The 23,392-nt window shown below is 68.0% G+C and carries 19 protein-coding genes; 6 read left to right on the top strand and 13 right to left on the bottom strand.

All coding sequences use genetic code 11. The features are described from left to right. Window positions 1-20 precede the first annotated feature (20 nt). Window positions 21-1,262 (top strand): threonine ammonia-lyase, encoded by a 1,242-nt coding sequence (locus GGR47_RS02140; protein ID WP_147037029.1) that lies wholly within the window; start codon window positions 21-23, stop codon window positions 1,260-1,262. A gap of 3 nt (window positions 1,263-1,265) precedes the next feature. On the opposite strand, the gene GGR47_RS02135 is transcribed toward GGR47_RS02140, so the two are convergent. Beyond that, complete coding sequence (locus GGR47_RS02135) at window positions 1,266-1,754, bottom strand: hypothetical protein (protein WP_244305238.1); 489 nt, start codon at window positions 1,752-1,754, stop codon at window positions 1,266-1,268. 142 nt (window positions 1,755-1,896) lie between these two features. After that, window positions 1,897-2,145, bottom strand: a complete 249-nt coding sequence (locus GGR47_RS02130; RefSeq protein WP_147037030.1) for a hypothetical protein — start codon at window positions 2,143-2,145, stop codon at window positions 1,897-1,899. A 254-nt stretch (window positions 2,146-2,399) separates the two neighbouring features. On the opposite strand from GGR47_RS02130, the gene GGR47_RS02125 reads away from it, so the two are divergent. Further along, window positions 2,400-3,191 (top strand): arginyltransferase, encoded by a 792-nt coding sequence (locus GGR47_RS02125; protein ID WP_147037031.1) that lies wholly within the window; start codon window positions 2,400-2,402, stop codon window positions 3,189-3,191. Window positions 3,192-3,197: 6 nt separating this feature from the next. Here GGR47_RS02125 and GGR47_RS02120 read toward each other — a convergent pair whose 3' ends face one another. The 5 genes from GGR47_RS02120 to GGR47_RS02100 form a co-directional block, all read right to left on the bottom strand. Then, entirely contained in the window at window positions 3,198-4,160 is a 963-nt protein-coding gene (locus GGR47_RS02120) for a cell wall hydrolase (RefSeq protein ID WP_147037032.1), read from the bottom strand. A 360-nt stretch (window positions 4,161-4,520) separates the two neighbouring features. Beyond that, window positions 4,521-5,327 (bottom strand): transglutaminase family protein, encoded by an 807-nt coding sequence (locus GGR47_RS02115; RefSeq protein ID WP_147037034.1) that lies wholly within the window; start codon window positions 5,325-5,327, stop codon window positions 4,521-4,523. Next, on the bottom strand, window positions 5,246-6,259 hold the full coding sequence (locus GGR47_RS02110; RefSeq protein WP_244305240.1) for an alpha-E domain-containing protein: 1,014 nt from the start codon (window positions 6,257-6,259) through the stop codon (window positions 5,246-5,248). Before GGR47_RS02110 ends, GGR47_RS02115 begins: the two co-directional genes overlap by 82 nt. 190 nt (window positions 6,260-6,449) lie before the next feature. Then, window positions 6,450-7,961 carry a circularly permuted type 2 ATP-grasp protein gene (locus tag GGR47_RS02105; RefSeq protein ID WP_147037469.1) on the bottom strand — a complete coding sequence of 504 codons (1,512 nt, stop codon included), beginning with the start codon at window positions 7,959-7,961 and terminating at the stop codon, window positions 6,450-6,452. A 241-nt stretch (window positions 7,962-8,202) separates the two neighbouring features. Continuing rightward, window positions 8,203-10,230, bottom strand: a complete 2,028-nt coding sequence (locus GGR47_RS02100; protein WP_147036924.1) for a protein-disulfide reductase DsbD family protein — start codon at window positions 10,228-10,230, stop codon at window positions 8,203-8,205. A gap of 61 nt (window positions 10,231-10,291) precedes the next feature. Here GGR47_RS02100 and GGR47_RS02095 point away from each other — a divergent pair, with 61 nt between their 5' ends. Beyond that, a complete protein-coding gene (locus GGR47_RS02095; RefSeq protein ID WP_147036923.1) occupies window positions 10,292-11,989 on the top strand; it encodes an alkaline phosphatase family protein in 1,698 nt (565 codons plus the stop codon). A 224-nt stretch (window positions 11,990-12,213) separates the two neighbouring features. Then, on the top strand, window positions 12,214-13,284 hold the full coding sequence (locus GGR47_RS02090; protein ID WP_244305204.1) for a sialidase family protein: 1,071 nt from the start codon (window positions 12,214-12,216) through the stop codon (window positions 13,282-13,284). Between the two features lie 115 nt (window positions 13,285-13,399). Here GGR47_RS02090 and GGR47_RS02085 read toward each other — a convergent pair whose 3' ends face one another. Beyond that, window positions 13,400-14,326 (bottom strand): right-handed parallel beta-helix repeat-containing protein, encoded by a 927-nt coding sequence (locus GGR47_RS02085; RefSeq protein ID WP_147036922.1) that lies wholly within the window; start codon window positions 14,324-14,326, stop codon window positions 13,400-13,402. Between the two features lie 202 nt (window positions 14,327-14,528). Here GGR47_RS02085 and GGR47_RS02080 point away from each other — a divergent pair, with 202 nt between their 5' ends. After that, window positions 14,529-15,737 carry a cation:proton antiporter gene (locus tag GGR47_RS02080; protein WP_147036921.1) on the top strand — a complete coding sequence of 403 codons (1,209 nt, stop codon included), beginning with the start codon at window positions 14,529-14,531 and terminating at the stop codon, window positions 15,735-15,737. A gap of 65 nt (window positions 15,738-15,802) precedes the next feature. On the opposite strand, the gene GGR47_RS02075 is transcribed toward GGR47_RS02080, so the two are convergent. From GGR47_RS02075 to GGR47_RS02055, 5 genes are all read right to left on the bottom strand, one after another. Beyond that, complete coding sequence (locus GGR47_RS02075; RefSeq protein ID WP_221204569.1) at window positions 15,803-16,678, bottom strand: cupin-like domain-containing protein; 876 nt, start codon at window positions 16,676-16,678, stop codon at window positions 15,803-15,805. 236 nt (window positions 16,679-16,914) lie between these two features. Further along, entirely contained in the window at window positions 16,915-19,665 is a 2,751-nt protein-coding gene (metH, locus tag GGR47_RS02070) for a methionine synthase (RefSeq protein ID WP_147036920.1), read from the bottom strand. 77 nt (window positions 19,666-19,742) lie between these two features. Beyond that, window positions 19,743-20,789: a homocysteine S-methyltransferase family protein gene (locus GGR47_RS02065; protein ID WP_147036919.1), complete on the bottom strand. Its 1,047-nt coding sequence runs from the start codon at window positions 20,787-20,789 to the stop codon at window positions 19,743-19,745. Window positions 20,790-20,961: 172 nt separating this feature from the next. Further along, window positions 20,962-21,903, bottom strand: a complete 942-nt coding sequence (gene metF / locus GGR47_RS02060; protein WP_017977665.1) for a methylenetetrahydrofolate reductase [NAD(P)H] — start codon at window positions 21,901-21,903, stop codon at window positions 20,962-20,964. Next, the gene (locus GGR47_RS02055) at window positions 21,900-22,868 is read right to left on the bottom strand and encodes an ArsR/SmtB family transcription factor (RefSeq protein WP_147036918.1); all 969 of its coding nucleotides are present in this window, start codon (window positions 22,866-22,868) and stop codon (window positions 21,900-21,902) included. The genes metF and GGR47_RS02055 overlap by 4 nt, the downstream gene beginning before the upstream one ends. 106 nt (window positions 22,869-22,974) lie before the next feature. Between GGR47_RS02055 and GGR47_RS02050 the strand changes: the two genes are divergently transcribed. Continuing rightward, window positions 22,975-23,346, top strand: a complete 372-nt coding sequence (locus GGR47_RS02050) for a hypothetical protein (protein ID WP_017977663.1) — start codon at window positions 22,975-22,977, stop codon at window positions 23,344-23,346. The last annotated feature ends 46 nt before the right edge of the window (window positions 23,347-23,392 follow it).

Here is a 23,392-nt window from a genome sequence, read left to right as displayed (position 1 = left end):
AGATGGTCTAGCTCGGCGCCATGGCCACGAACCCTGCCGACACCGCCTCGCTCCCCGTCTCCATCGACGATGTGTACGCCGCCCACGCCCGCATTCGCGACGCGATCGTCCGCACGCCGACGCTGATCAGCAAGACGCTGAGCGAGATGACCGGCGCCACCGTGTTCATGAAGTTCGAAAATCTGCAGTTCACCGCGGCGTACAAGGAACGCGGCGCGCTCAATACGTTACTGCAATTGTCGCCGGAGGCGCGCGCCAAGGGCGTCATCGCCGCCTCGGCCGGCAATCACGCGCAGGGCCTCGCCTATCACGCCAACCGGCTCGGCATCCCCGCGACGATCGTGATGCCGCGCACCACGCCGACGGTGAAGGTGACGCAGACCGAAGGCCACAAGGCCAAGGTGGTGCTCGAAGGCGACACGTTCGACGCCGCCTATGCCCATGCCCGCGTGCTGGAGGCGGAGTGCGGCTTCACCTTCGTCCACCCGTTCGACGATCCGCGCGTCATCGCCGGCCAAGGCACTGTCGCGGTCGAGATGCTGGAGGACGTGCCGAGCCTCGACACGCTGCTGATCCCGATCGGCGGCGGCGGCCTCATCTCGGGCAACAGCGTCGTCGCACGCGCCGCGGACCATCCGATCGAGGTGATCGGCGTACAGGCCGAACTTTTCCCTTCGATGTACAATCGCATCCGCGGCACCGCTTTGCCCTGCGCCGGTGACACGCTGGCCGAGGGTATCGCGGTGAAGGAGCCGGGCGGCATCACCTCGCGCATGGTCGCCGAGCTGGTCGACGACATCGTGCTGGTCGGCGAACGCAATCTGGAAGAGGCGGTCAGCCTGCTGCTCCAGATCGAAAAGACCGTGGTCGAGGGCGCCGGCGCCGCCGGCCTTGCCGCGCTGATGGCCTATCCGGAGCGGTTCAAGGGCCGCACCGTCGGCATCGTCCTGTGCGGCGGCAATATCGACACGCGCCTGCTCGCCAACGTGCTGCTACGCGACCTCGCCCGGTCGGGCCGACTCGCCCGCCTGCGCGTGCGGCTGCAGGACCAGCCCGGTGCGCTCTACAACGTCGCACGCATCTTCGACGCGCAGCGCGTCAACATCATCGAGGTGTACCACCAGCGCATCTTCACCTCGTTGCCGGCAAAAGGCCTGATCACCGACATCGAATGCGAAGCTCGCGACCGTGACCACCTCAACCGCCTGATCGCCGCCCTGCGCGAAGGTGGCTTCGAAACGAGCATGGTGGAGCAGGCGTAGGGGCTAGCGGATACTCCACGCGTTTATGCAGCGTCCGTTCCATCCTGCGGGCGAAAGCCGCATGATGCACAGGCCCCCGTGGGCGGAAATACCTTTGCTGTAAGACACTTCCACCAGAGCGATGCGGCGATCGGTCGACAGGATGGGAGCGCTGAACGCAACCGCATAGCCGCTCTTCTCCCCCACGGTGTCGTCCTTGTCCCATGCGCACTGCGGGACGTAACTAGGGGATACGGCCGCCGACTCGTTGGCCTGCAGGTCCGCAAACTCGCCGGGGGTCAAGCCGGTATAACTTCGGAATTCCGGCCTATACTTCGCCAGAGGCGACGGGTCCGTCTTTGCAGGTCCGACCGTCGACAGATCGGTGCCGTGCCCCTCGCCTGTCGATATTCGATAGGCCTTTTGCAGCAACGTACACGTCTCGGGGGGCGTAACCGCTTGCGCAGGTGTCGGCGTCGACAGCGCCAGTGCGATAACCCAAAATGCCGGCATGATTCCCCCCGATGATCAAACGGATCATAAACACCCCGCACCCCGGTACAACGATGCGTGTCGCCGGACGTCTTCGGGGAACGCGACACAAAAAAAGGGGCCGCGCCGTGGCGCGACCCCCGCTTTGCAGCTGAGCGAAAGCTCAGTTGCTGTCGGAATTGCCGTCGTCGACGATCGCGACGACACCGATCGCCACCACGCCCGCAGCGATCAGCGCGGCAAGCAGGCCGCCACCGGCGAGCTTGTTCTTCTGCGACGACGGGGCGCTGGCGCGAACCGACTTGGCCACCGACAGCGAGGCGGCGGGGTTCACGGGCGCCGCGAACGCCGGCGTGGCGATCGAGGCGGTGGTCAGCGCGAGCGCGGCGAGCGAGCCTGCAATCTTAGTCATCAGTCAACTCCGAAGTTACACCTAGGGACACCGCCAACGCACCATTTGGACCGAAGTTCCCGCACCGCAGCAATCAGGGTGCGGCGCAATATGGGCGCCGTTTGTCCCGGATCGGACCAACAGGCCATGCTGGAAAGACTCTCTGCCGCCGATTAACCTTCTTTGATGGTAAAGCCGCTTTTCAGGACCGACGGGGTGATTCATATGTCGCCGCGGCGTATCGTGCGCCTGTCTGCTTCGGGGGTTTGTCGGCGGTGACTGCGCCTTTTCGCTTTCCGCGCTTCTTCGTCACCACGCCCGCGCCCTGCCCCTATCTGCCGGGCCGGCAGGAGCGGAAGGTGTTCACCGAATTGTCCGGCCCGCATGCCGCCGAGCTGAACGACGCGCTCGGCCGTATCGGCTTTCGCCGGTCGCAGGGCGTCGCCTATCGGCCCTCGTGCGCGGGCTGTGCCGCCTGCGTGTCGGTGCGCGTCATCACCGACGAATTCGTGCCCAATGCGACGCAGCGCAAGCTGCTCCGCCGCAACGAGGATCTGGAGGTCAGCGCCTGCCGCCCCTGGGCGACCGACGAACAGTTCCAGCTGCTACGCCGCTATCTGGGCGCGCGCCATCCGGGCGGCGGCATGGCGGGAATGGACGAGGAGGATTATGCCGACATGGTCGAGCATTCCCCGGTCAACTCGCACGTCATCGAATATCGCACGCCCTCGGTTGGGGGCGTGCGCGGCCAGCTGGTCGGCGCCAGCCTCACCGACCGGCAGGCGGACGGGCTGTCGATGATCTACAGCTTCTTCGATGCGGATGGCGACGATCCCGCGACCGCGCGGCCGGGCCTCGGCAATTACATCATCATGGACCATATCCTGCGCGCACGGGACAGCGGCCTGCCCTATGTCTACCTCGGCTATTGGGTGAAGGGGTCGGCGCGCATGGCGTATAAGACGCGCTATCGCCCGATCGAGATGCTGGGCCCCAACGGCTGGCGCGCACTGACCGACGAGGAACTGGCCCCGCCGCCGCTGCCCGACGCAATGGCGGTCGCCTGACGCGGCTCAGGTCGGGTCAGATTCGGCGCCGATCACCGCACCCTCGGTCATCAGGCGCCGCGGCGCCTCGCTGCCGCGATGCACGCGAACGCCCGCCGCGATCATCATCCGTGGCGCAGGCGCGTCCGCCTTGGGGGCATCGGTCGCGGGCGCCTCGGCGACGCTCGCCACCGGCGTCATCCGGCCGCGATGCACCGTGACGCCGCGATCGTCCTGGCTGTCGCGATACAAAGTCGCGACCTGCGGCTGCGCTCCGCCATCGCCGCCGCCCGCAACCACCCCCGGCTCGACGCCCGCATAGGCCGCACGGAAGCTGAGCGCGCTCTCCATCGCGCCGCGCCAGCGATAGAAGATATGCGCGCCGACCGATCCGATCCGCGTCAGGCTGGACGCCCACCACGGCAGGATCGCATCGGTGTGGTAGAAGGTCGCGCCGCCGACCGGGGCATAGACGTTGCCCGCCAGCGCCGCCTCGGCCACGCTGCGCGCCCGCGCCCAGGCATAGGGTTCGCGGCGATGCGCCATCGATCCGTCGCAGGTGAAACTGAACTGGCACCCTGTGCGCCGCGTCGATCCCTGGAACACCACGCCGCACACGCTGTGCGGAAAGGCGCGGTCGCGCACGCGGTTCAGCACCACCTGCGCGACGGCGCGCTGGCCATCGACGGGTTCGGAGCGCGCCTCGTAATAAACCGCGGCGGTCAGGCAGTCGGTGGCGCGCGCCGCATCCTCCTGGCTCTGCATCTGCGCGAGGAAGGGCGGCGCGGCCTGCGGCGCAACGGCCGCGGCATCGTCGCCGTCCACCGCATCGCGCAGGCTCGCGGGCAGCCCGGCAAGCCCCGGCAGATCGCCCGGCACGTCGAGCGCCAGATCGCGCAGCAACTGCCGGGGTGTCGGCGGCGGCACCGCTTGCGACACGCGGCTGACGCCCTGCCGCGGCGGCACGCACGACGCAGCGCTGACCAACATCACGCCAACCCATGCGTATCGCAGCCTCGAGATGCGGACATACCCCACGCTGCCCGCCTAAGCCCTGAGGAGTTGTGATCCGGTTAACTGCGTTTGCGGGGGAGCGACACGCACGAACAGCCCCATTCGTCATCCCGGCGCAGGCCGGGATCCATGGATGCGGGATCCTTGCCGCATCAAGCGCCAACCGACGTTCCGACACCATGGATTCCGGCGTCCGCCGGGATGACGAAAGGAATGCGCGAAACGCCCCCCATCGTCATTCCCGCGCAGGCGGGAATCCAGACGCGCTACCGTCTCGGCTCAAGTCGCACCGTCAGCGGAGATACACCCCGGTGGCACAGCGAAAACGGCACGCAGTTATTGCGCCGCCGACACCTTCACCGCGACGTCCAGTTCTTCCTCGCCCTCGCCCAGTCGCGATCCCGCCACCGGCGCCGCGCCTGCCGCATCCAGTGCCGCCGCGACGCGGACGCTTTCCTCCTGTGGCGAGCGCCCCGTGCAGGGATCGAACCCCACCCAGCCGAGCCCGGGCACATGCGCCTCCGCCCAGCCATGCGGCGTCGGGCGCAGCGATCCTTCGACGATGCTATATCCCGACACATAGCGCGCCGGAATGTCGAGACTGCGCGCCGCCACCGCGAACATCTGCGCCAGATCGCGCGACGTCGCCGCCTCGCGCGTGAACGCCACCGCCGCGCTCAACCCCGCCTCCGGCCGCCGCCGGTCGAGCGCGAAGCGGCCATGGAAGGCGTGGTTCAGCCGATGCAGCTGCGCGATCACGCCGTCCGCGCCCGCCACCGCCTCGCGCGCATAAGCGGCAATCGCGGGGTCGCGTGGCGTTGCGTCGGTCGCGCGCAGGAACACCGCGGGCGGCAACACCTCGTTGACGCCGCGCACCACGCCATCCGAATGGCTGGTCAGCACCTCGCCGCGCACCGCGATCTCGATGTCGAGCAGCGGCCCTTCGACGTACAGCATGGTGACGGCATTGCCGAAGCCATCGCGTCCGCGCCGCATCGTCGCATCGTGATCCACGTCGATCCGCCAGCGCGCCACCGTCTGGTCGTGGCTGTTTTCGGGCGTCATGCGCAGCATCTGGACGAGCCGGCTCTGCGGCTCGCTGAAGCGATAGACGGTGCGGTGGTCGATCGAAAGGCGGAACAGCCGAACCGGAACTGGCGGCCGATCGCCTCGTGCAACTGGCCGTTTTCGCGGATGAAGGCTTGCAGATATTGGTGCAGCCCACTGGCGATCACCTCGCCCGACCGCGTCCGCCCCAGCCGTGCGGCGCGCATCCGCGCCATCCGGTCCGCCTCGCCATGCGCGCCGGTGCGCTCGGCGAGCAGGCCGAGCAGGTCGACCGTCGTCTCGGCGGAGGCGAGCAGGCTGCGCGGCAGGTCGCGGTTGGCGATCAGCAGGTCGATGACGTTCGCCGGCGTCAGCCCGTCCGAATAGAGCCAGCGATAGGCGGTCACCGCCGACACCGTCTGCAGGATCGTCGTCCACTGATCGCGATCGACCACGCCGCCCACCGCCTCGCCCTCGGGCAGCAGGATATGATATTTGACGTCGAGCAGCCGCGCAGTGTTGTCGGCCCGTTCCACCGCCTGCCCCAGCCGGATGAACCAGTGCGACTGGTTGCGCAGCATCTGATGCACCTCGCCTTCGAAGCCGCGCGTCTCGTTCTTCACCGCCTCGACCAGGCTCAGCGTCTGCGCGGTGTCGCCCACCTGGTTGCGGTTTTCGAACACCAGCCAGGCGCGGTTGATCGCGGTCCACGCCTCGCGGCTCAGCGCGGTGCGCACCGCCTTGGCATTGTCGCGCGCGCGGTCGAGGCAGCGGATCACCGATCCCGGGTGGCTGGTATCGAGCGTCAGGAAACGCACGACCTCGGTCTGGCGGAGCGCCGCGCCGCTGGCGGCGAACGCCTCTTCGGTTTCGGTGACGGCAAGCGCCGACGACCAAGCGATCTCCCCCGCCGGCCGCGACGACATCACGTCGAGCCGCACGGTCGCCTCGATCAGCCGCGCGATGAAATCGGCCCGCTCGAGATAGCGACCAAGCCAGTAGAGCGATGCGCCGGTGCGGGAGAGCATCATGCGACACGCTCCCCGGCCAATGTGGCACGCCACCGACGCCCCACCCACTCCGTCACCCCGGACTCGTTCCGGGGTCCACCGGGCCGCGGGGGCAGCGCCCGAACCTCCAGCCATCCCCCTCGCCGCGGAGTGGACCCCGGACCAAGTCCGGGGTGACGGAGCGCTTGCGGCCGCGACACGATCCCCCTCACGCCACGCCCCCCTGGCTCTGCGTCATCCCACCCCCCGTCTGCGTTTGCGTCTGCGTCTGTCCCTGCCGCGGCGTCTCTTCCGCCATCAGTACGAAGCTGTCCTTCGTTCCCCCGCCCTGGCTCGAATTGACGACCAGCGACCCTTCCTTCAGCGCCACACGCGTCAGGCCGCCCGGCACCACCTGCACGCCGCACGACCCGGTCAATACGAAGGGACGGAAGTCGACATGCCGCGGTGCGACGCCCGCATCGGTCAGCGTCGGCACGGTCGACAGCGCCAGCGTCGGCTGCGCGATATAGCGGTGCGGCTCGGCGACCAGCGCGGCACGGAACGCCTCGATCTCGGCCTTGCTCGCCGTCGGGCCGACCAGCATGCCATAGCCGCCCGACCCGTCGACCAGCTTCACCACCACTTCGTCCAGATGATCGAGCACATAGGATAAGGCCTCGGGCTCGCGGCAGCGCCACGTCTCGACATTGGGCAGCTTCGCCTCGCCGCCCGAATAGAAGCGGACGATCTCGGGCATGTAGCTGTAGATCGCTTTGTCGTCGGCGATGCCGTTACCCGGCGCGTTGATAATCGCGACGTTTCCTGCGGCATAAGCCGCGATCAGCCCCGGCACGCCGAGCATCGAATCGGGGCGGAAGACCAAGGGATCGAGGAAGTCGTCGTCGATCCGGCGATAGATCACGTCCACCTGCACGCGGCCTGCGATCGTGCGCATCCACACGCGATCGTCGTCGACGACCAGATCGGCCGCCTCGACGAGTTCGATGCCCATCGAATCGGCGAGGAAGCTGTGTTCGTAATAGGCCGAATTGTAATGACCCGGCGTCAGCACGACGCACACCGGCTGGCTGCCACGCCCAGGCGGCGCCACCGACTTCATCGTCTGCAGCAGGCGGTCGGGATAGCTGTCGACCGGCTCGACGCGATATTCGCGGAACAGTTCGGGGCACAGGCGCACCATCGCCTCGCGGTTCTCGAGCATGTAGCTCACCCCCGACGGCGTGCGTGCATTGTCTTCGAGCACGAAGAACTGGTCGGGCCCGGTGCGCACCAGGTCGATGCCGCAGATATGCGCCCAGATGCCGTGCGGCGGGCGCATGCCGGCGATCTCAGGCCGGAATTGCGGGTTGCCGAGGATCAGGTCGACGGGCAGCACGCCCTCTTTCAGGATGCGGCGCTCGCCATAGATATCGTCGAGGAAGGCGTTGATCGCCTCGACCCGCTGCACCAGCCCCTCGGACAGGCGCGCCCATTCGTCGTGGAGGAACACGCGCGGTACGATGTCGAACGGGATGATCCGCTCGCGCGTGTCGGTGTCGCCATAGACGGCGAAGGTGATGCCCAATTGGCGAAAGGTATTTTCGGCGGCCTGTTGCCGACGGCGCAGATCGTCATCCGGGGTATCGGCGAGCCACGTGCCCAAGGCTGCCAGTTCGGGCCGCGGCGGCGTATCGCCGTGCTGCCCCATGATCTCGTCGAACGCCGGTCGTTTCCCCATCGGAACGATAAAGCCCCCTTGCCAGCTTCGGTTCCATGCTGCGAGGAATCGCTGCGCCGCACAAGAGGATAGTGCTGCTCCATGAAAGTCCTCCCCCGCCAGGGGGAGGTGGCAGCGAAGCTGACGGAGGGGGAGGACGGCGGTATCTTGTACAATGGCACCGCACTTACCTCCCCCTCCACCATTCGGCTGACGCCGAACGGTCCCCCTCCCCCTGGCGGGGGAGGATTTCGACTTGGGGTTATTTCAGCTCCGCCAGCATCCCCGGCGTCAGCACCTGCGGCAACACGCGCGGCTCGGCCGCTCCCGGCGCATAGTATAGATACAGCGGCACGCCCGCGCGGTTGTGCGCCTGGATGAACCGCCCCAGCGCCGGATCGCCATCGGTCCAGTCGCCCACCAGCACCGCGACATTATTGCGCTCGAACGCCGCGCGCGTCGCGTTCGTGTCGATCGACGAGGCTTCGTTGACCTTGCACGACAGGCACCAGTCCGCGGTGAAATAGGCGAAGACCGGCCGCCCTTGCTTGCGCAGGCTCGCCAGCCGTTCCTCGCTGAACGCATCGCCGCCGGTATGCGCGGGCTTGGTCGCCCCGCCGGTCAGCGCCGCCGCCAGCCCCGCCGGCACCACCAGCGCCGCCAGCGCCAGCGCCCAGCCGAAGCCATCGCCCCGCCGCTGCCGCGTACCGCCCAGGCTCAGGATTACGCCGGTCGCGACCAGCGTCGCGAGGCCGAGCGCCAGCCCCATCGTCCCCGCCTGCCGCCACGCCAGCCACAACAGCGCGAGCACCGTCAGCGCCATCGGCACGGCGAGCACGCGACGGAATCGCTCCATCCACAGCCCCGGCTTGGGCAACCGCCGCCGCAGCGCGGGCACGAAGCCGATGGCGAGGAACGGCAGCGCCAACCCCAGCCCCAACCCCGCGAAGACCGCCAGCGCCGCCGGCCAGGGCAGCACCAGCGCCGCACCCAGTGCCGCGCCCATGAACGGCCCGCTGCACGGCGTCGCGACGAAGGCGGCGAGCGCGCCGGTCGCGATCGATCCCGCCGCCCCGCCATGGCTCGCGAAGGCGGGCACCGGCACTTCGAATCGTCCGGCGAGGTTCAATGTGATCGCAAAGGTCAGCGCGATCAGCAGCACGACGATGCGCGGGTCCTGCAACTGGAACGCCCAGCCGACCGCCGATCCGCCCGCCCGCAGCGCCAGGATCAGCGCCCCCAGTCCGACGCACATCAGCACCGTGCCCAGCATATAGCCCAAGGCATCGATCCGCGCCGCGCGCTCGTCCGATCCGCCACGCGCCAGATGCAGCGCCTTCAGGCTCAGAATCGGGAAGACGCACGGCATCACGTTCAGGATCAGCCCGCCCAGCACCGCGCCGGCAAAGGCGAGCAGCGCCGCCATCCAGCCGCTGCGATCGTCGGGCGACGCCACCGTGCCGGGCTTGGCAGTCACGCTCAGCCCCAGATCACGGCCGATGCGCAGCACGCCGGCAATGTCGCCCTTCGGCGCGCCCTCGGTGGTCAGCAGCAACCGGTCGCCGTCGCGCGTCACGCTCTGCGCCGCGGCGTACTTCACCATGTCGGGGCCATAGGGAAAGAAGGCGACGTCGGACACCTTCGCCGCGGCGGGCAGCGGCACCGCCATCACCAGCTTGCCGTCTTTCACCTGATAGGTCGCGGCGGCATCCAGCGGCTTGGGGATCGCCGCACGCCAGCGGTCGAAGTCCGCGCCATGCGACGGTGCGCCATCCCCGATCGTGAGGTCCAAGCTCAGCGCCTGCGCCTCGGGTACGCAGATCGTGTCGGTGCAGACGAGATAGTTGATCGCCAGCCGCACCGGCAGCCTGGTGCCCTTGGCCAGCCCCGCCGGCACCCGCAGCGTCGCGAGCGGCGCATAGGGCGCCTCGTACACGTAATTCATCAGCCCCGCGACGACGAGCGTCGAGGGCACCGGCCATTGCAGGTCGGGCGCAGCGGTCACGCCCTTGGGCAGCGTCCATTGCAGCGCGGGCGCGAACCCCGCATCGCCCGGATTGCGCCAATAGCCGTGCCAGCCCTTTTCGGGCTGCGTCGCGATCGCGATCGTCAGCGCCTGGCCGGCGCGCGGACTGTCGCTCTCCGGCACCAGCTGCATGGCCAGGTGCGGCGCGCCGCCCGCGGGTGCGAGGTCCGCCATCGCCGGCATCGCCCACAGGCTCGCCACAATCGTCATCAGCGCGCAACACAGTGCGCGCATCGCCACCACCGCCGTTCGCGGCTTGCCCATTCTTGCCCGATCCATCGCCGCCCGTCATAGCGGCGGCGGTTTCGTAACACGAGTACCCTCGATGAAAGCGCTGATCGCCGCCGCCCTGTTCGCCACCGCCGCCGCGCCGGCGATCGCCCAAACCGCGCCCGCGCCGGGCTTCCGTCCCGAACCGAGCCCCGCGCCCCCCATCCCGACATCCACCCCGGCTCCCGGCGCGACCAGCACCGCGCTAAAGACGCCGCCGAAGCTGATCGTCGCCATTTCGGTCGACCAATTCTCCGCCGACCTGTTCCAGCAATATCGCAATCACTTCACCGAAGGCTTCGCGCGCCTGCTGACCGGTGTCGTCTTCCCGTCGGGCTATCAGAGCCATGCCGCGACCGAGACGTGCCCCGGCCATTCGACGATCCTCACCGGCATGCGCCCGGCGCACACCGGCATCGTCGCCAACAACTGGGTCGAGCAAAACATCGCCCGCGCCGACAAGATCGTCTATTGCACCGAGGACGAAACCGTCCCCGGCACCGACCACGAACATTATGTCGTCAGCGACAAGCATCTGAAGGTGCCGACGCTGGGCGAGATGATGAAGGCCGCCGATCCGCGCACCCGCGTCGTCTCGGTCGCGGGCAAGGATCGCGCCGCGGTGATGATGGGCGGACACAAGGTCGACGAACTCTGGTGGTGGGACGGCAAGACCTATTCCAGCTACGCCGGTCGGCCCGTGCCCCGCGCCGTCCAGCGCGGCCGCGACGCCGTGGCGGCGCTGGTCGCCAAGCCCCAGGAACCGCTGCCGCTGCCGTCCTATTGCGAGGCACTCGACCGACCGATCACGGTGGCCGGCAAGGTCTACGGCCAGGGCCGCTTCGCGCGCGCGGCGGGTGACCTCAAGGGCTTCCGCGTCTCGCCCGCCAGCGATGCCGCAGTGTTCGCGATCGCGGCGGGGCTGATCCAGGACATGGGCCTCGGCAAGGGACCGCAGACCGACATCATCGATATCGGCGCCTCGGCGACCGACTATATCGGCCATGCGCTCGGTACGCAGGGCACCGAAATGTGCATCCAGATGGACCAGCTCGATCACACCTTGGGCAGTTTCCTCAACACGCTCGACAGCTGGGGCATCGATTACGAGGTCGTGCTGACCGCCGATCACGGCGCGCACGACATGACCGAACGCCAGCAGCAGCATGCGATGCCGATGGAGGAGCATGTCTCCGGCGACGCCTCGATCAAGGTGGTGAATGCCGCGCTGATGCGCGAGTTCGGCCTCACCGTTCCCGCGCTGGTCGGCGCGGAGGGCGACGTCTATCTCGGCAAGGACCTGCCCGCCGCGCTGCGCCCGCGCGTGCTGGCCGAGGCGCAGAAGCGTTTCGCTGCCATGCCGCAGGTCGCCGGCGCCTTCACCCGCGCACAGATCGCCGCCACGCCCTTCGCCACCACGCCGCCCGAAAACTGGACGCTGCTGGAACGCGCGCGCGCCTCGTTCAACCCGGACGTGTCGGGCGACCTGCTCGTCCTGCTCAAACCGCGCGTGACGACGATCGAGGAGCCGAAGGAAGGCTATATCGAAACGCATGGGTCTCCCTGGGATTACGACCGCCGCGTGCCGATCCTGTTCTGGCGCAAGGGCATCGCCGGCTTCGAACAGCCGCTGTCGGTGGAAACGGTCGACATCGCGCCCACGCTCGCGGCGACGATCCATCTGCCGGTGAAGGGCCTCGACGGCCGCTGCCTGGACCTCGACCCCGGCACCGGCGATACTTGCGCACGATGACGACCCCGCGTTTGCCCCTCCGCTCGCCCCACCCACACCGTCACCCCGGACTCGTTCCGGGGTCCACCGGGCCGCGGGGGCAACGCGTGAACCTCCAGCCATTCCCCTCGCCCCACACCCCTCGTCACCCCGGACTCGTTCCGGGGTCTACCCAGCCGCGGGGGCAGCGTCCGAGCTTCCAGCCATTCCCCTCGCCGCAGAGTGGACCCCGGACCAAGTCCGGGGTGACGGCGTGGGCGGGGCGACTCTCGGTCGCCATCGCGACCGTCGCAGCGCTCGCCACGCCCGCGCTGGCCCAATCCCCCATCTTGCAATCCCAGTTCATCGACGCCGCCCCGCCCTACCCGCAGGCGCATGCCTCGACGATCGTCGAACTCCCCGACGGCCAGCTCGCCGCCGCCTGGTTCGGCGGCAGCGGCGAAAGCCGGCCGGACGTGAAGATCTGGTTCGCCCGCCACAGCGCCAAGGGCTGGGACACGCCCGTCGCGGTCGCCGATGGCCGCAGCGCAGACGGCAAGCTTTACCCCACGTGGAACCCGGTGCTGTTCCAGCCCGCCGGTCAGCCGCTCCATCTGTTCTACAAGATCGGCCCCAACCCGCGCGACTGGTGGGGCATGGTCATCACCTCGACCGACGGTGGCCGCCACTGGAGCCAGCCGACGCGCCTGCCCGACGGCATCCTTGGCCCGATCAAGAACAAGATGTTCGTGACCCGCGACGGGACATGGCTCGCGCCGTCCAGCCGCGAAGTCGGCACGCCCGAGAAGAACCGCTGGTTCCTCAAGATGGAACGCTCCACCGATCGCGGGAAGACGTGGCAGGCGGAGGCGGAAATCCCCTCGCCGATGAACATCGAGGCGATCCAGCCGAGCGTTTTGTCCTATCCCGACGGCCGTCTCGAACTGATCGCCCGCACCCGGCAGGGCGCGCTGGCGATGAGCTGGTCGAAAGACGACGGCAAAAGCTGGTCGCCGCTCGCCGCGATCGACCTGCCCAATCCCAATGCCGGCACCGATGCGGTGACGCTGCAGGATGGGCGCCAGCTGATCGTCTACAACCACGCCGCGCACCGTCCCGACACGCCGGGCGACGGCCCGCGCTGGCCGCTCAACATCGGCCTGTCCGCCGATGGCGTCGACTGGCACAAGGCGCTGACGCTGGAATCGAAGCCGATGCCCGACGGCTACGCCTATCCCGCGGTCATCCAGACCCGTGACGGCCTGGTCCACATCACCTACACCTGGAACCGCACCCGCATCCGCTACGTCGTGGTGGACCCCAAGCAGCTGAAATAGCGCCCACCCGCCGTTCGCCCTGAGCCTGTCGAAGGGCACCTGTCCACACGCGCGACGGTGCGCGGGGATATCCGCCCTTCGACAGACTCAGGGCGAACGGGAGGGGCTTCCCCCCTCACCGCGTCTCGAACATCCGTATCCCCGGCCCCAGCCGGTTCGCCCCCACCGCCAGCCGCTCGTGGCTCAGGTCCGCGACGAACGCCGGGTTGGTCGGCGCCCCCGGTGCCAGCCGCGCGTCATTGCCCTCGATGCGCAGCCCCGCGGACGGATAGGTCTTCGCCTCGGCCGCCACGACGATCAGCCCGCTGTGATTCTCCTTGGCGCGGCCCTGCACGAAGGTGTTGCGCGTGATTAGCCCGCGCGCGCCCTCCGGCAAGTCGATCATGTAATTGGTCTTCTGCCCCGCCGTGTCGTCGAAGCTGTTGTCGCTGATCGTCACATTGGGCACGCGCAGCTTGACGTAATGCCCGCCGCGCCCGCGCTCGAACCGCGAATTGGTGATCGTCACCTGCCCGCGATTGGCGAGGTAAATGCTGTGCGCGCAATCGGGCGTCTCGTCGCACTGGCCGAGGCCGGAAAAGGTCGCATGGTCGATCCGGATGCGCTGACCTGTCGGCTCACCACCCAAGATGCCTTCCTGGCTGTCGAGGAACATCGAGTTGGTCACCGTCAGGTCGCCCATTTCGGTGCGGATCCCTGCGCCATTGCCGTCCGGCACGCGATAGCCGCGGAACACGAGGCCATCGACCGTCGATCCCTGCCCGCGCAGCACCAGCCCGGCCTTGTCCTCGCAGGCAGTCTTTTCGAAGATCGCAGTGCCCGGCTGCGCCGCCTGGAAGGTGATGCGCCCGCCCTGCTGCACCGCGCATTGCCGGTAGACGCCGGGCGCGATGCGGATCGTCCCCGTCCCCATGCGGATCGACGACACCGCCTCCTGCAGATCGGTGAAGCCCTGCCCCGTCTCGACGACGGTGAACGGCGCCTGCTGCTGGGCAAAGGCGGGGCTGGCGACGAGGGCGAGCGCGATCAGGGTACGGGTCATGGCCGCAATCCTGCCGCCCGCCCGCGCGCCGCGCCAGCGCCAATCGCGGTTAATGGATCGCCCCGTTCTTTCATGGGGTTAGCGGACACAGAACGTGTCCCAGCGCGGGTCAGAAAAAGCATTGCGGACGCGGATGGGAGGGGGCAACAAACATGCCGCAGCGCGTCGGGGGGACACGCCGCACCGGGGATATTGTCCAATCATGCACGCGATGTCGGCGACCGAGGTATTCCTCCTCGCCATCCTGATCATCTTCACCCTGCCCTATGCCGTGTGGCGGCTGGGGCGGACCGATTATTGGGCGCCGCTGGTCGTCGTGCAGATCATCGGCGGCATCCTGCTGGGGCCGGGCATTCTCGGCGCGATCTTCCCCGATTATTACGCCTTCGTCTTCGCGCCCGCGACGATGGGGGCGCTGAACGGCATCGCCTGGTGGTCGGTGATGCTGTTCGTCTGGGTGGCGGGCTTGGAGCTGGACGTCGGCGAGGCGTGGCGGCGGCGGCGCGAAACGGGCGTCACCGCCGGCCTCGCCTTGGGTGTGCCGCTGATCGCGGGCAGCCTCGCCGCGCTCGTTATCCTGCGCTACCCCGGCTGGCGCGGGCCGAGCGGTGCGAACTGGCAGGTGGTGCTCGGCATCGGCATGGCCTGCGCCGTCACCGCGCTCCCCATCCTCGTGCTGCTAATGGAAAAGCTCGCCATCCTGCGCGCGCCGCTGGGCCAGCGCGTACTGCGCTACGCCAGCCTCGACGATATCGCGATCTGGGGCGTGCTCGCGCTGATCCTGCTCGACTGGGAGCGCGTCGGGCGGCAGGCGGGCTTCCTGGTCGGCTTCGCCGTCGCCACCTGGGCGATCCGCAAGCTGTTGCGCGCGCTGCCGGAAAACGATCGCTGGTACGTCGGTCTGATCTGGCTGGCGCTCTGCGCCTTCGCCGCCGACTGGGCCGGCCTGCACTTCATGGTCGGCGCGTTTCTGGCCGGCGCCGTGCTCGACGCGCATTGGTTCGGCGAGGCGCGGATGGACCGGTTCCGCGGCACCATCCTGCTCGCGGTGATGCCCGTCTACTTCCTGTCGACCGGCCTCAAGACGCAATGGGGCATGGGCGGCACATCGGTATTCGCGGTCGCCGCGCTGTTGCTCGCCGCGTCGGTCGGCGGCAAGCTCGCCGGCATTCACCTGGCGGGCCGCATCCTCAAATGGCCCAAGGGCGATGCCAGCGCGATCGGCTGGCTGCTGCAGACCAAGGCGCTGATCATGATCATCTTCGTCAACATCCTGTTGGACAAGAAGATCATCACCAGCGAAACCTTCACCGCGCTGCTGCTGATGGCGGTCGCCAGCACGATGCTGACCATCCCGGTGGTCGCGCCGCAACTCCGCCGCAATCCCGGCCTCGCGAAACGCGGGTTTTAAGGCCGAATTCCTCCCCCGCCAGGGGGAGGAGTACGCAACTGCGGAACATTGATCGGACCGAGGCCTCACCGGTTCGGCGGGAAATCCCGGAACGCGTCGTTGGGCCAGATGAAATTGTGATAGGTCAGCATCGCGCTGAACGACAGCGCCTCGACCTGGTGCCACCAGCCCACCGGCATGAACAGCGCATCGCCGGGGTGGATATCGACATGATAGCAGCGCGCCGAGAGCACCTCGGGATATTGCGCCACCTTGTCGTCGCTCATGATGTCGTGGACGTCGCTGAACACGAAGTCATTGTTGGCGAGCTTCGACGTCTCGTCGGGCGGCAGCAGGAACAGGCGCTTGGTGCCCATCAGCTGCACCAGCAGATTGTTGTTGAGGTCGTGGTGCAGCGGCGTGAACGTGCCCTTCGGCCCGATCCAGATGCTGCCGATCCGCTCGTCCAAGAACGGCACCGGCCCGAAATCGCCCATCAGCGGCTGTAGCGCCACCGTATTGGCGACGTTGTTATAGGCGGTGATATAGGCGTCGTTGCCGGTGTCGGCGCTCGTCACCATGTCGATATAGGCGTCGAACGGCATGGTCCGCGTATGGCGCGTCTTGGCGATCTCGAAGTCGGGGGCGCTGTTGCGGCCACCCTGATAGGTTATCTCCGCCGAGCCGACCTTGCGCGCCAGCTTCTTGGTCGTCCACTGACGCACCGCCGGCCATTTCGCCGCCAGCCCTTCGATCACCACCGGAATGCCCGGCGCGTAGAACAGGTCGAGGAACGTCTCCGCCGACACCGGCCCGCGGATGCGTGGCACCGCGGTCAGCACCGGGCTCAGCGCCTGCTGGCGCTGGCGCGTCCGCACCCGCCACGCATCGCGCTCCGCGGCGACCGAGGCGAAGCCCGGCAGCGCGACACTGCCCGGCACGGGTGGAAGCTGGAGGCACATATGGCAACGTCCCTTGGCGTATACGGGCACGCCCGGCGGCACGCCCTTCCTCGCCGCTGCCTATCGGGAAGTGGTTAACAATCCGGTAGCACTCCGCCTCCCCTCCCTTCCAGGGAGGGGTCGGGGGTGGGTGGAGGCTTGATGGTACGGCCGCCATCAAGGACGCCGGCGCCGTATCGCCCGGCCGCCACCCACCCCCAGCCCCTCCCTGGAAGGGAGGGGAGCAAGAGAATGCCTCAGTCCAGATTCGGCCGCAGCCAGCGCGTCGCCTGCTCCACCGAGACGCCGCGCCGCGTGGCGTAATCCGCCACCTGATCCTCGCCGATCCGCGCCACGCCGAAATATTCCGCCTGCGCATGGCCAAAGTAGAAGCCGCTCACCGCCGCGGTCGGCAGCATCGCGAAGCTGTCGGTCAGCTCCAGGCCCGCATTGCCCTGCGCGTCGAGCATCTCGAACAGCGTCACCTTCAGCGAATGTTCGGGGCACGCCGGATAGCCCGGTGCCGGCCGGATGCCGCGATATTGTTCGCGCACCAGCGCCTCGTTGGTCAGTTGCTCGCCCGGCGCATAGCCCCACAAATCGGTGCGGACATGCGCGTGCAGCCGCTCCGCGAACGCCTCGGCCAAACGATCCGCCAGCGCCTTCAGCAGGATGTCGTTGTAATCGTCGTTGTCCGCCTTGAACCGCGCCAGATGCGGCTCGATGCCATGGATGCCGACCGCGAAGCCGCCCATCCAGTCGCCCGCCGGATCGATGAAATCGGCGAGGCACATGTTGGCGCGGCCCTCACGCTTGGCGATCTGCTGGCGCAGGAACGGCAGCCGCACGCTCGCCTCCTGCGTGCGGTCGAGGTTCGGGATCTGGAAGCCTTCGGGAATGCTCGCGCCATCGGGGCTGCGATGCGCCTCGCGATGCTGCGTATAGACCCACACGTCGTCGTCGTGACGGTGACACGCCCACAGCCCGGCGACGCCGCGCGCGGTCAGCCACTTCTCCGCGACGATCCGGTCGAGCATCGCCTGCGCATCGGCATACAGGCTGCTCGCGCTCTCGCCGACCACCTCGTCGGTCAGGATCGCCGGGAAGTTGCCGGCAAGCTCCCACGCGCGGAAGAACGGCGTCCAGTCGATATACGCCCGCAGGTCGGCGAGGTCCCAGTCGTCGAACACATGCACGCCCGGCTGCGCCGCCGCCGGCGCCTTCAACGCCATGTCGACCGTCAAGCCCCGCGCCCGCGCCTCGGCGAGCGGCAGCAGGTCGTTCTGCCCCTTGTTGGCGCGCGCGATCCGCACCTTTTCGTAATCCTCGGCAACGCCGGCGACATAGGCATCGCGCTGTGTATCGCTGACCAGGGTCGTCGCGACCCCGACCGCGCGGCTGGCGTCGAGCACATGGACGATCGGCCCGTCATAGGCGGGCGAGATGCGCAGCGCGGTATGCACCTTCGACGTCGTCGCACCGCCGATCAGTAGCGGCATCGACATGCCGGCGCGCTTCATCTCTTCGGCCACCGTCACCATTTCGTCGAGCGATGGCGTGATGAGGCCGCTGAGGCCGATCATATCGGCGTCATTCTCGTTCGCTGCCTCGAGGATCTTCGACCAGGGCACCATCACGCCCAGGTCGACCACCTCGAAGCCATTGCACTGGAGCACGACGCCGACGATGTTCTTGCCGATATCGTGGACGTCGCCCTTGACGGTCGCGAGCACGATCTTGCCCTTGCCCTTGGCGCCCGGCTCCTTCGCCGCCTCGATGAAGGGCAGCAGATGCGCGACCGCCTTCTTCATCACACGCGCCGACTTCACCACCTGCGGCAGGAACATCTTGCCCGATCCGAACAGGTCGCCGACGACGTTCATGCCGTCCATCAGCGGGCCCTCGATCACCTCGATGGGCCGCGCGAACGCTTGGCGGCATTCCTCGGTATCGTCGACGACATGCGCGTCGATGCCCTTCACCAGCGCATATTCCAGCCGCTTGACGACCGGCAGGCTGCGCCATTCTGCCGCTGCCTTCTCGGCCACCGCATCGGTGCCGCGGAACCGCTCGGCGAGCGCGACCAGCCGGTCGCCCGCCTCGGGATCGCGGTTGAGGATGACGTCCTCACACGCGGTGCGCAGTTCGGGATCGATCGTGTCGTACACGTCGAGCTGCCCTGCGTTGACGATCCCCATGTCCATGCCCGCGGGGATCGCGTGGTACAGGAACACCGAATGCATCGCGCGGCGCACCGGCTCGTTGCCGCGGAAGCTGAACGACAGGTTGGAGAGGCCACCCGAAATATGGACGTGCGGGCAGCGCGCCTTGATCTCTTTGCACGCCTCGATGAAGTCGACGCCGTAATTGTTATGCTCCTCGATCCCCGTCGCCACCGCGAAGATGTTGGGATCGAAGATGATGTCTTCGGGCGGGAAGCCGATGCCCATCAACAGGTCATAGGCGCGCGCGCAAATCTCGACCTTGCGGTCTTTGGTGTCCGCCTGGCCCACCTCGTCGAACGCCATCACGACCACCGCGGCGCCATAGGCCATGCAGCGCTTGGCATAGTGAAGGAACGACTCCTCGCCCTCCTTCATGCTGATCGAATTGACGATCGGCTTGCCGCTGACGCACTTCAGCCCCGCCTCGATCACGCTCCATTTGGAGCTGTCGATCATGATCGGCACGCGCGCGATATCGGGCTCGGCGGCGATCAGCTTCAGGAAGGTCGTCATGGCATGCTCGGCGTCGAGCAGGCCTTCGTCCATGTTGACGTCGACCACCTGCGCGCCATTCTCGACCTGCTGGCGCGCGACCTCGACCGCGCGCGTATAGTCGCCCGCCATGATCATCTTCTTGAACGCCGCCGATCCGGTGACGTTGGTGCGCTCGCCGATATTAACGAACTGGGCAGAGGAATTGGTCATCGTCTTTTCTTCCAATCCTCCCCGCTCGCGGGGAGGGGGACCGCTCGGCGAAGCCGAGGGGTGGAGGGGGCTCTCCACCGGCGATATCGTGTGTGGAGAACCCCCTCCACCATGCTGGGCATGGTCCCCCTCCCCGCAGGCGGGAAGGATTGGGATCACGCCGCCATCGTAAACGGCTCCAGACCGGCCAGCCGCGTCCGCACCGGCGGCTTGGGAACCGTCCGCGGCGCAACGCCGCGCGCCATGTCCGCGATCGCCTTGATATGCGCCGGCGTCGATCCGCAGCAGCCGCCCAGCACGTTGACCTGACCCGCGCTCGCCCATTCGCCGACCAGCCCCGCGGTCGTCGACGGCGCCTCGTCATACGCGCCCAGTTCGTTGGGCAGGCCCGCATTGGGATAGACCATGATCAGCGTGTCGCACGTCTCGCTCAGCGTCTTCACGTGCGGCCGCAGCTGCTCCGCACCGAACGAACAGTTGAGCCCGATCGTCACCGGCTTGGCATGCCGCACCGCATGCCAGAACGCCTCGACCGTATGGCCCGACAGGTTGCGCCCGGAGAGGTCGGTCAGCGTCATCGACAGCATCAGCGGCAGGTCGCGCCCCAGCGCCTCGGCCGCATCCAGCGTCGCCATAATCCCCGCCTTGGCGTTCAGCGTATCGAACACCGTCTCGATCAGGATGAAGTCCGCGCCGCCCTCGACCAGCGCATCGATCTGCTCGCGATACACGTCCTTCAGATAATCGAAGTCGATCTCGCGATAGCCGGGATCGTTGACGTCCGGGCTCAGCGACAGCGTCTTGTTGGTCGGCCCGATCGCGCCCGCAACGAAGCGCGGGCGGCCATCCTTCGCCTGGAATTCGTCCGCGATCCGCCGGGCGAGCTTCGCGCTCTCGACGTTGATCTCGCGCACCAGATGCTCGGCGCCGTAATCCGCCTGGCTGATCCGGTTCGCCGAGAAGGTGTTGGTCTCCGCGATATCCGCCCCCGCCTCGAAATAGGCGCGATGGATCGCCTCCGGCACCTCGGGCTTGGTCAGCGCCAGGATGTCGTTGTTGCCCTTCTGGTCGTGGGACAGCCCCAAAGTGCCGGCATAATCGGCCTCCGAAAGCTTCCAGTTCTGGATCTCGGTCCCGAACGCCCCATCGGTGATCAGGATGCGCTTGGCGGCTTCGCCCAGGAAGGTGTCGCGTATGGTCATCAAAGTCCGTCCTAAAACAAGTCCTCCCCCGCCAGGGGGAGGTGGCGCCGCGAAGCGGTGACGGAGGGGCGGTAAGCGGGAGACCCGTCATCCAGTCCACCGCTTGCCGCCCCCTCCACCATTCGGCTGGCGCCGAACGGTTCCCCTCCCCCTGGCGGGGGAGGACTTTCATTCACGCCGCCGCCGCGTCCTGCATCGGCTTCGCCCGCACGCCCAGCAGGTGGCAGATCGCGAACGACAGCTCCGCCTTGTTGAGCGTGTAGAAGTGCAGCGACTTGCAGCCGCCCGCGTACAATTTACGGCTCAGCTCCGCCGCCAGCGTCGCCGCCACCAGCTGCCGCGCGGCGGGATGATCCTCCAGCCCGTCGAACAGCCGCGCCAGCCACGCCGGCACCTCGGTGCCACACATCTTGCTCATGCGCACGACGCTGGCGAAGTTGGTGACCGGCATGATCCCCGGCACGATCTCCGCGGTGATCCCGGCGGCGGCCACCTTGTCGCGATAGCGGAAGAAGGTTTCGGGCTCGTGGAAGAATTGCGTGATCGCGCGCGTCGCGCCCGCATCGATCTTGGCCTTCAGATTGTCCAGATCCGCCGCGACGCTCACCGAATCCGGATGGCATTCCGGATAGGCCGCGACCGAAATCTCGAAGGGATGCAGCCGCTTCAGCCCCGCGACCAGCGCGGCGGCATTCTCATACCCGCCCGGATGGCTTTCGAACTTCGCGCCTGCCGCGGGCGGATCGCCGCGCAGCGCGACGATGTGGCGCACGCCCGCCGCCCAATAATCCTCGGCGACCTGATCGATCTCCGCCCTGGTCGCCTCGACGCAGGTCAAATGCGCCGCCGCCGCCAGGCTCGTCTCGCGCTGGATGCGCGCGACGGTGGCGTGCGTGCGCTCCCGCGTCGAGCCGCCCGCGCCATAGGTGACGGAGACGAAGCTGGGCCCGAGCGGCTCCAGCGTGCGCACCGCTTCCCACAATTGCTCGTCCATCTTCTCCGTCTTGGGCGGGAAGAATTCGAACGACACGTCCAGATGGCCGCCCACGTCCGCGTACAGCGGTGCCTTCAGCGCGATCTGCGCCTCTTCCAGCTGGTTCACCGAAATCGTCATGCCGCTCCAACCTTCTGCAAAGGCACCTCACGCAGGCTGGCGCCGGACTTGCGCCCCAGCCATAAAGTCACCGTCAATTCGCCGCCGCCCAGCGTCTCCGTCCGGGCGAGGCCGAGCCCCGCATTGCCGAACCAGCCCGCGATCTGATCGTCCGCAAAGCCCAGCCGCGTGTGCGCGTTGCGCGTGCGCAGCTCCTCGCGGTCGTGCGGCGCGAAATCGACGATCAGCAGCCGCCCGCCCGGTCCCAGCACGCGCGCCGCCTCGGCGATCGCCGCGCCCGGCTGCTGCGCGAAGTGAAGCACGTGGTGCAGGATCGCGACATCCGCCGCGCCATCCGCCATCGGCAGCGCATACAGGTCCGCCTGGCGCAATTCGGTGTTGGGCCGGTCGTGCAGCTTCGCCCGCGCCAGCCGCAGCATCTCCGACGACCGGTCTATGCCGAGCGCGCTGTCCGCCTGGTCGCCGAACAGCTCCAGCATCCGCCCAGTGCCCGTGCCGATGTCGATCAGGCTGCCGAGTGGCCCGGTGCCCAGCACCGCCGCCATCGCCGCCTCGACCTCGCTCTCGGCGACGTGGAGGGATCGGATCGCATCCCATTCGCCCGCATGCCCCTCGAACCACGCCGCCGCGCTCGACGCGCGATCGGCGCGCACCGCGGCCAGACGCGCGGCATCCGCCACCGCCCAATGGTCGGGCTCATATTGCGTCCAGGCGTCGATCGCGCCCGCGACCGGCTGCGTCGCCGCTGCCTCGCCCAGCGCGACGAACACCCAGCTGCCCTCCTTGCGCCGTTCGGCAAGGCCCGCATCGCACAGGATCTTCACGTGCCGGCTGACCCGCGGCTGGCTCTGCCCCAGCACCTGCGCCAGCTCGCCCACCGACAGCTCCATCGTGCGCAGCAGCGAGAAGATGCGCAGCCGCGTTGCGTCGGCAAGGGCACGGAAGATGTCGAGTGCATGGGCCATGATCGCATCAACATATAAAGATATCTTTATATGCGGTCAACGCGGACCGAAACGGTCGCAAAGGCGTTTGCGGCGGGTTAGACGTTTTTCCTGGGAGACCTGATTCATGAAGCGCCTGCTGATCCTCGCCGCCCCGCTCGCCCTTGGCGTCGCCGCCTGCAGCCAGAATGCGCAGGACCAGACCGCCGAAGCCGGCAATGCGATCGCCGCCGATGCCGCCGCGACCACGCGCAACGCGGTCAGCGATGTCGACGCCGCCACCGACGAAGCCTTCGGCTCGGCCGAACGCCACCTCGACAATGCGGGCAACGCGATCGATCGCGCCGCCGACCGTGCCGACGCGCGCGCCGATCGCGCCGGCGAAAACATCGACCGCGGGCTCGACCGCGCCGGCCGCTCGATCAGCAACGCCGCCGATCGCGCCGCCGACGCCACCGGCAACACACTGGAACGCGCCGGCCGCGCGCTGAAGGACTAAGACGAAGCGACAGGCATGATAGTCCTCCCCCGCCAGGGGGAGGTGG

Origin of the sequence: Sphingomonas aquatilis (assembly GCF_014196115.1) — a bacterium.
Lineage (GTDB): Bacteria > Pseudomonadota > Alphaproteobacteria > Sphingomonadales > Sphingomonadaceae > Sphingomonas > Sphingomonas aquatilis.
Note: the sequence above shows the minus strand (reverse complement) of the source record. Positions and strands in the feature narration are given on the sequence as shown.

Coding starts and splice junctions, on each gene's coding strand:
- GGR47_RS02075 (WP_221204569.1), bottom strand. CDS start 16,678: ATGTGCCTCCAGCTTCCACCCGTGCCGGGCAGTGTCGCGCTGCCGGGC.
- GGR47_RS02120 (WP_147037032.1), bottom strand. CDS start 4,160: ATGTTGGTCAGCGCTGCGTCGTGCGTGCCGCCGCGGCAGGGCGTCAGC.
- GGR47_RS02085 (WP_147036922.1), bottom strand. CDS start 14,326: ATGACCCGTACCCTGATCGCGCTCGCCCTCGTCGCCAGCCCCGCCTTT.
- GGR47_RS02065 (WP_147036919.1), bottom strand. CDS start 20,789: ATGACCATACGCGACACCTTCCTGGGCGAAGCCGCCAAGCGCATCCTG.
- GGR47_RS02110 (WP_244305240.1), bottom strand. CDS start 6,259: ATGCTCTCCCGCACCGGCGCATCGCTCTACTGGCTTGGTCGCTATCTC.
- GGR47_RS02130 (WP_147037030.1), bottom strand. CDS start 2,145: ATGACTAAGATTGCAGGCTCGCTCGCCGCGCTCGCGCTGACCACCGCC.
- GGR47_RS02135 (WP_244305238.1), bottom strand. CDS start 1,754: ATGCCGGCATTTTGGGTTATCGCACTGGCGCTGTCGACGCCGACACCT.
- GGR47_RS02105 (WP_147037469.1), bottom strand. CDS start 7,961: ATGGGGAAACGACCGGCGTTCGACGAGATCATGGGGCAGCACGGCGAT.
- GGR47_RS02050 (WP_017977663.1), top strand. CDS start 22,975: ATGAAGCGCCTGCTGATCCTCGCCGCCCCGCTCGCCCTTGGCGTCGCC.
- GGR47_RS02095 (WP_147036923.1), top strand. CDS start 10,292: ATGAAAGCGCTGATCGCCGCCGCCCTGTTCGCCACCGCCGCCGCGCCG.
- GGR47_RS02055 (WP_147036918.1), bottom strand. CDS start 22,868: ATGGCCCATGCACTCGACATCTTCCGTGCCCTTGCCGACGCAACGCGG.
- GGR47_RS02140 (WP_147037029.1), top strand. CDS start 21: ATGGCCACGAACCCTGCCGACACCGCCTCGCTCCCCGTCTCCATCGAC.
- GGR47_RS02100 (WP_147036924.1), bottom strand. CDS start 10,230: ATGGGCAAGCCGCGAACGGCGGTGGTGGCGATGCGCGCACTGTGTTGC.
- metF (WP_017977665.1), bottom strand. CDS start 21,903: ATGACGATTTCGGTGAACCAGCTGGAAGAGGCGCAGATCGCGCTGAAG.
- GGR47_RS02080 (WP_147036921.1), top strand. CDS start 14,529: ATGCACGCGATGTCGGCGACCGAGGTATTCCTCCTCGCCATCCTGATC.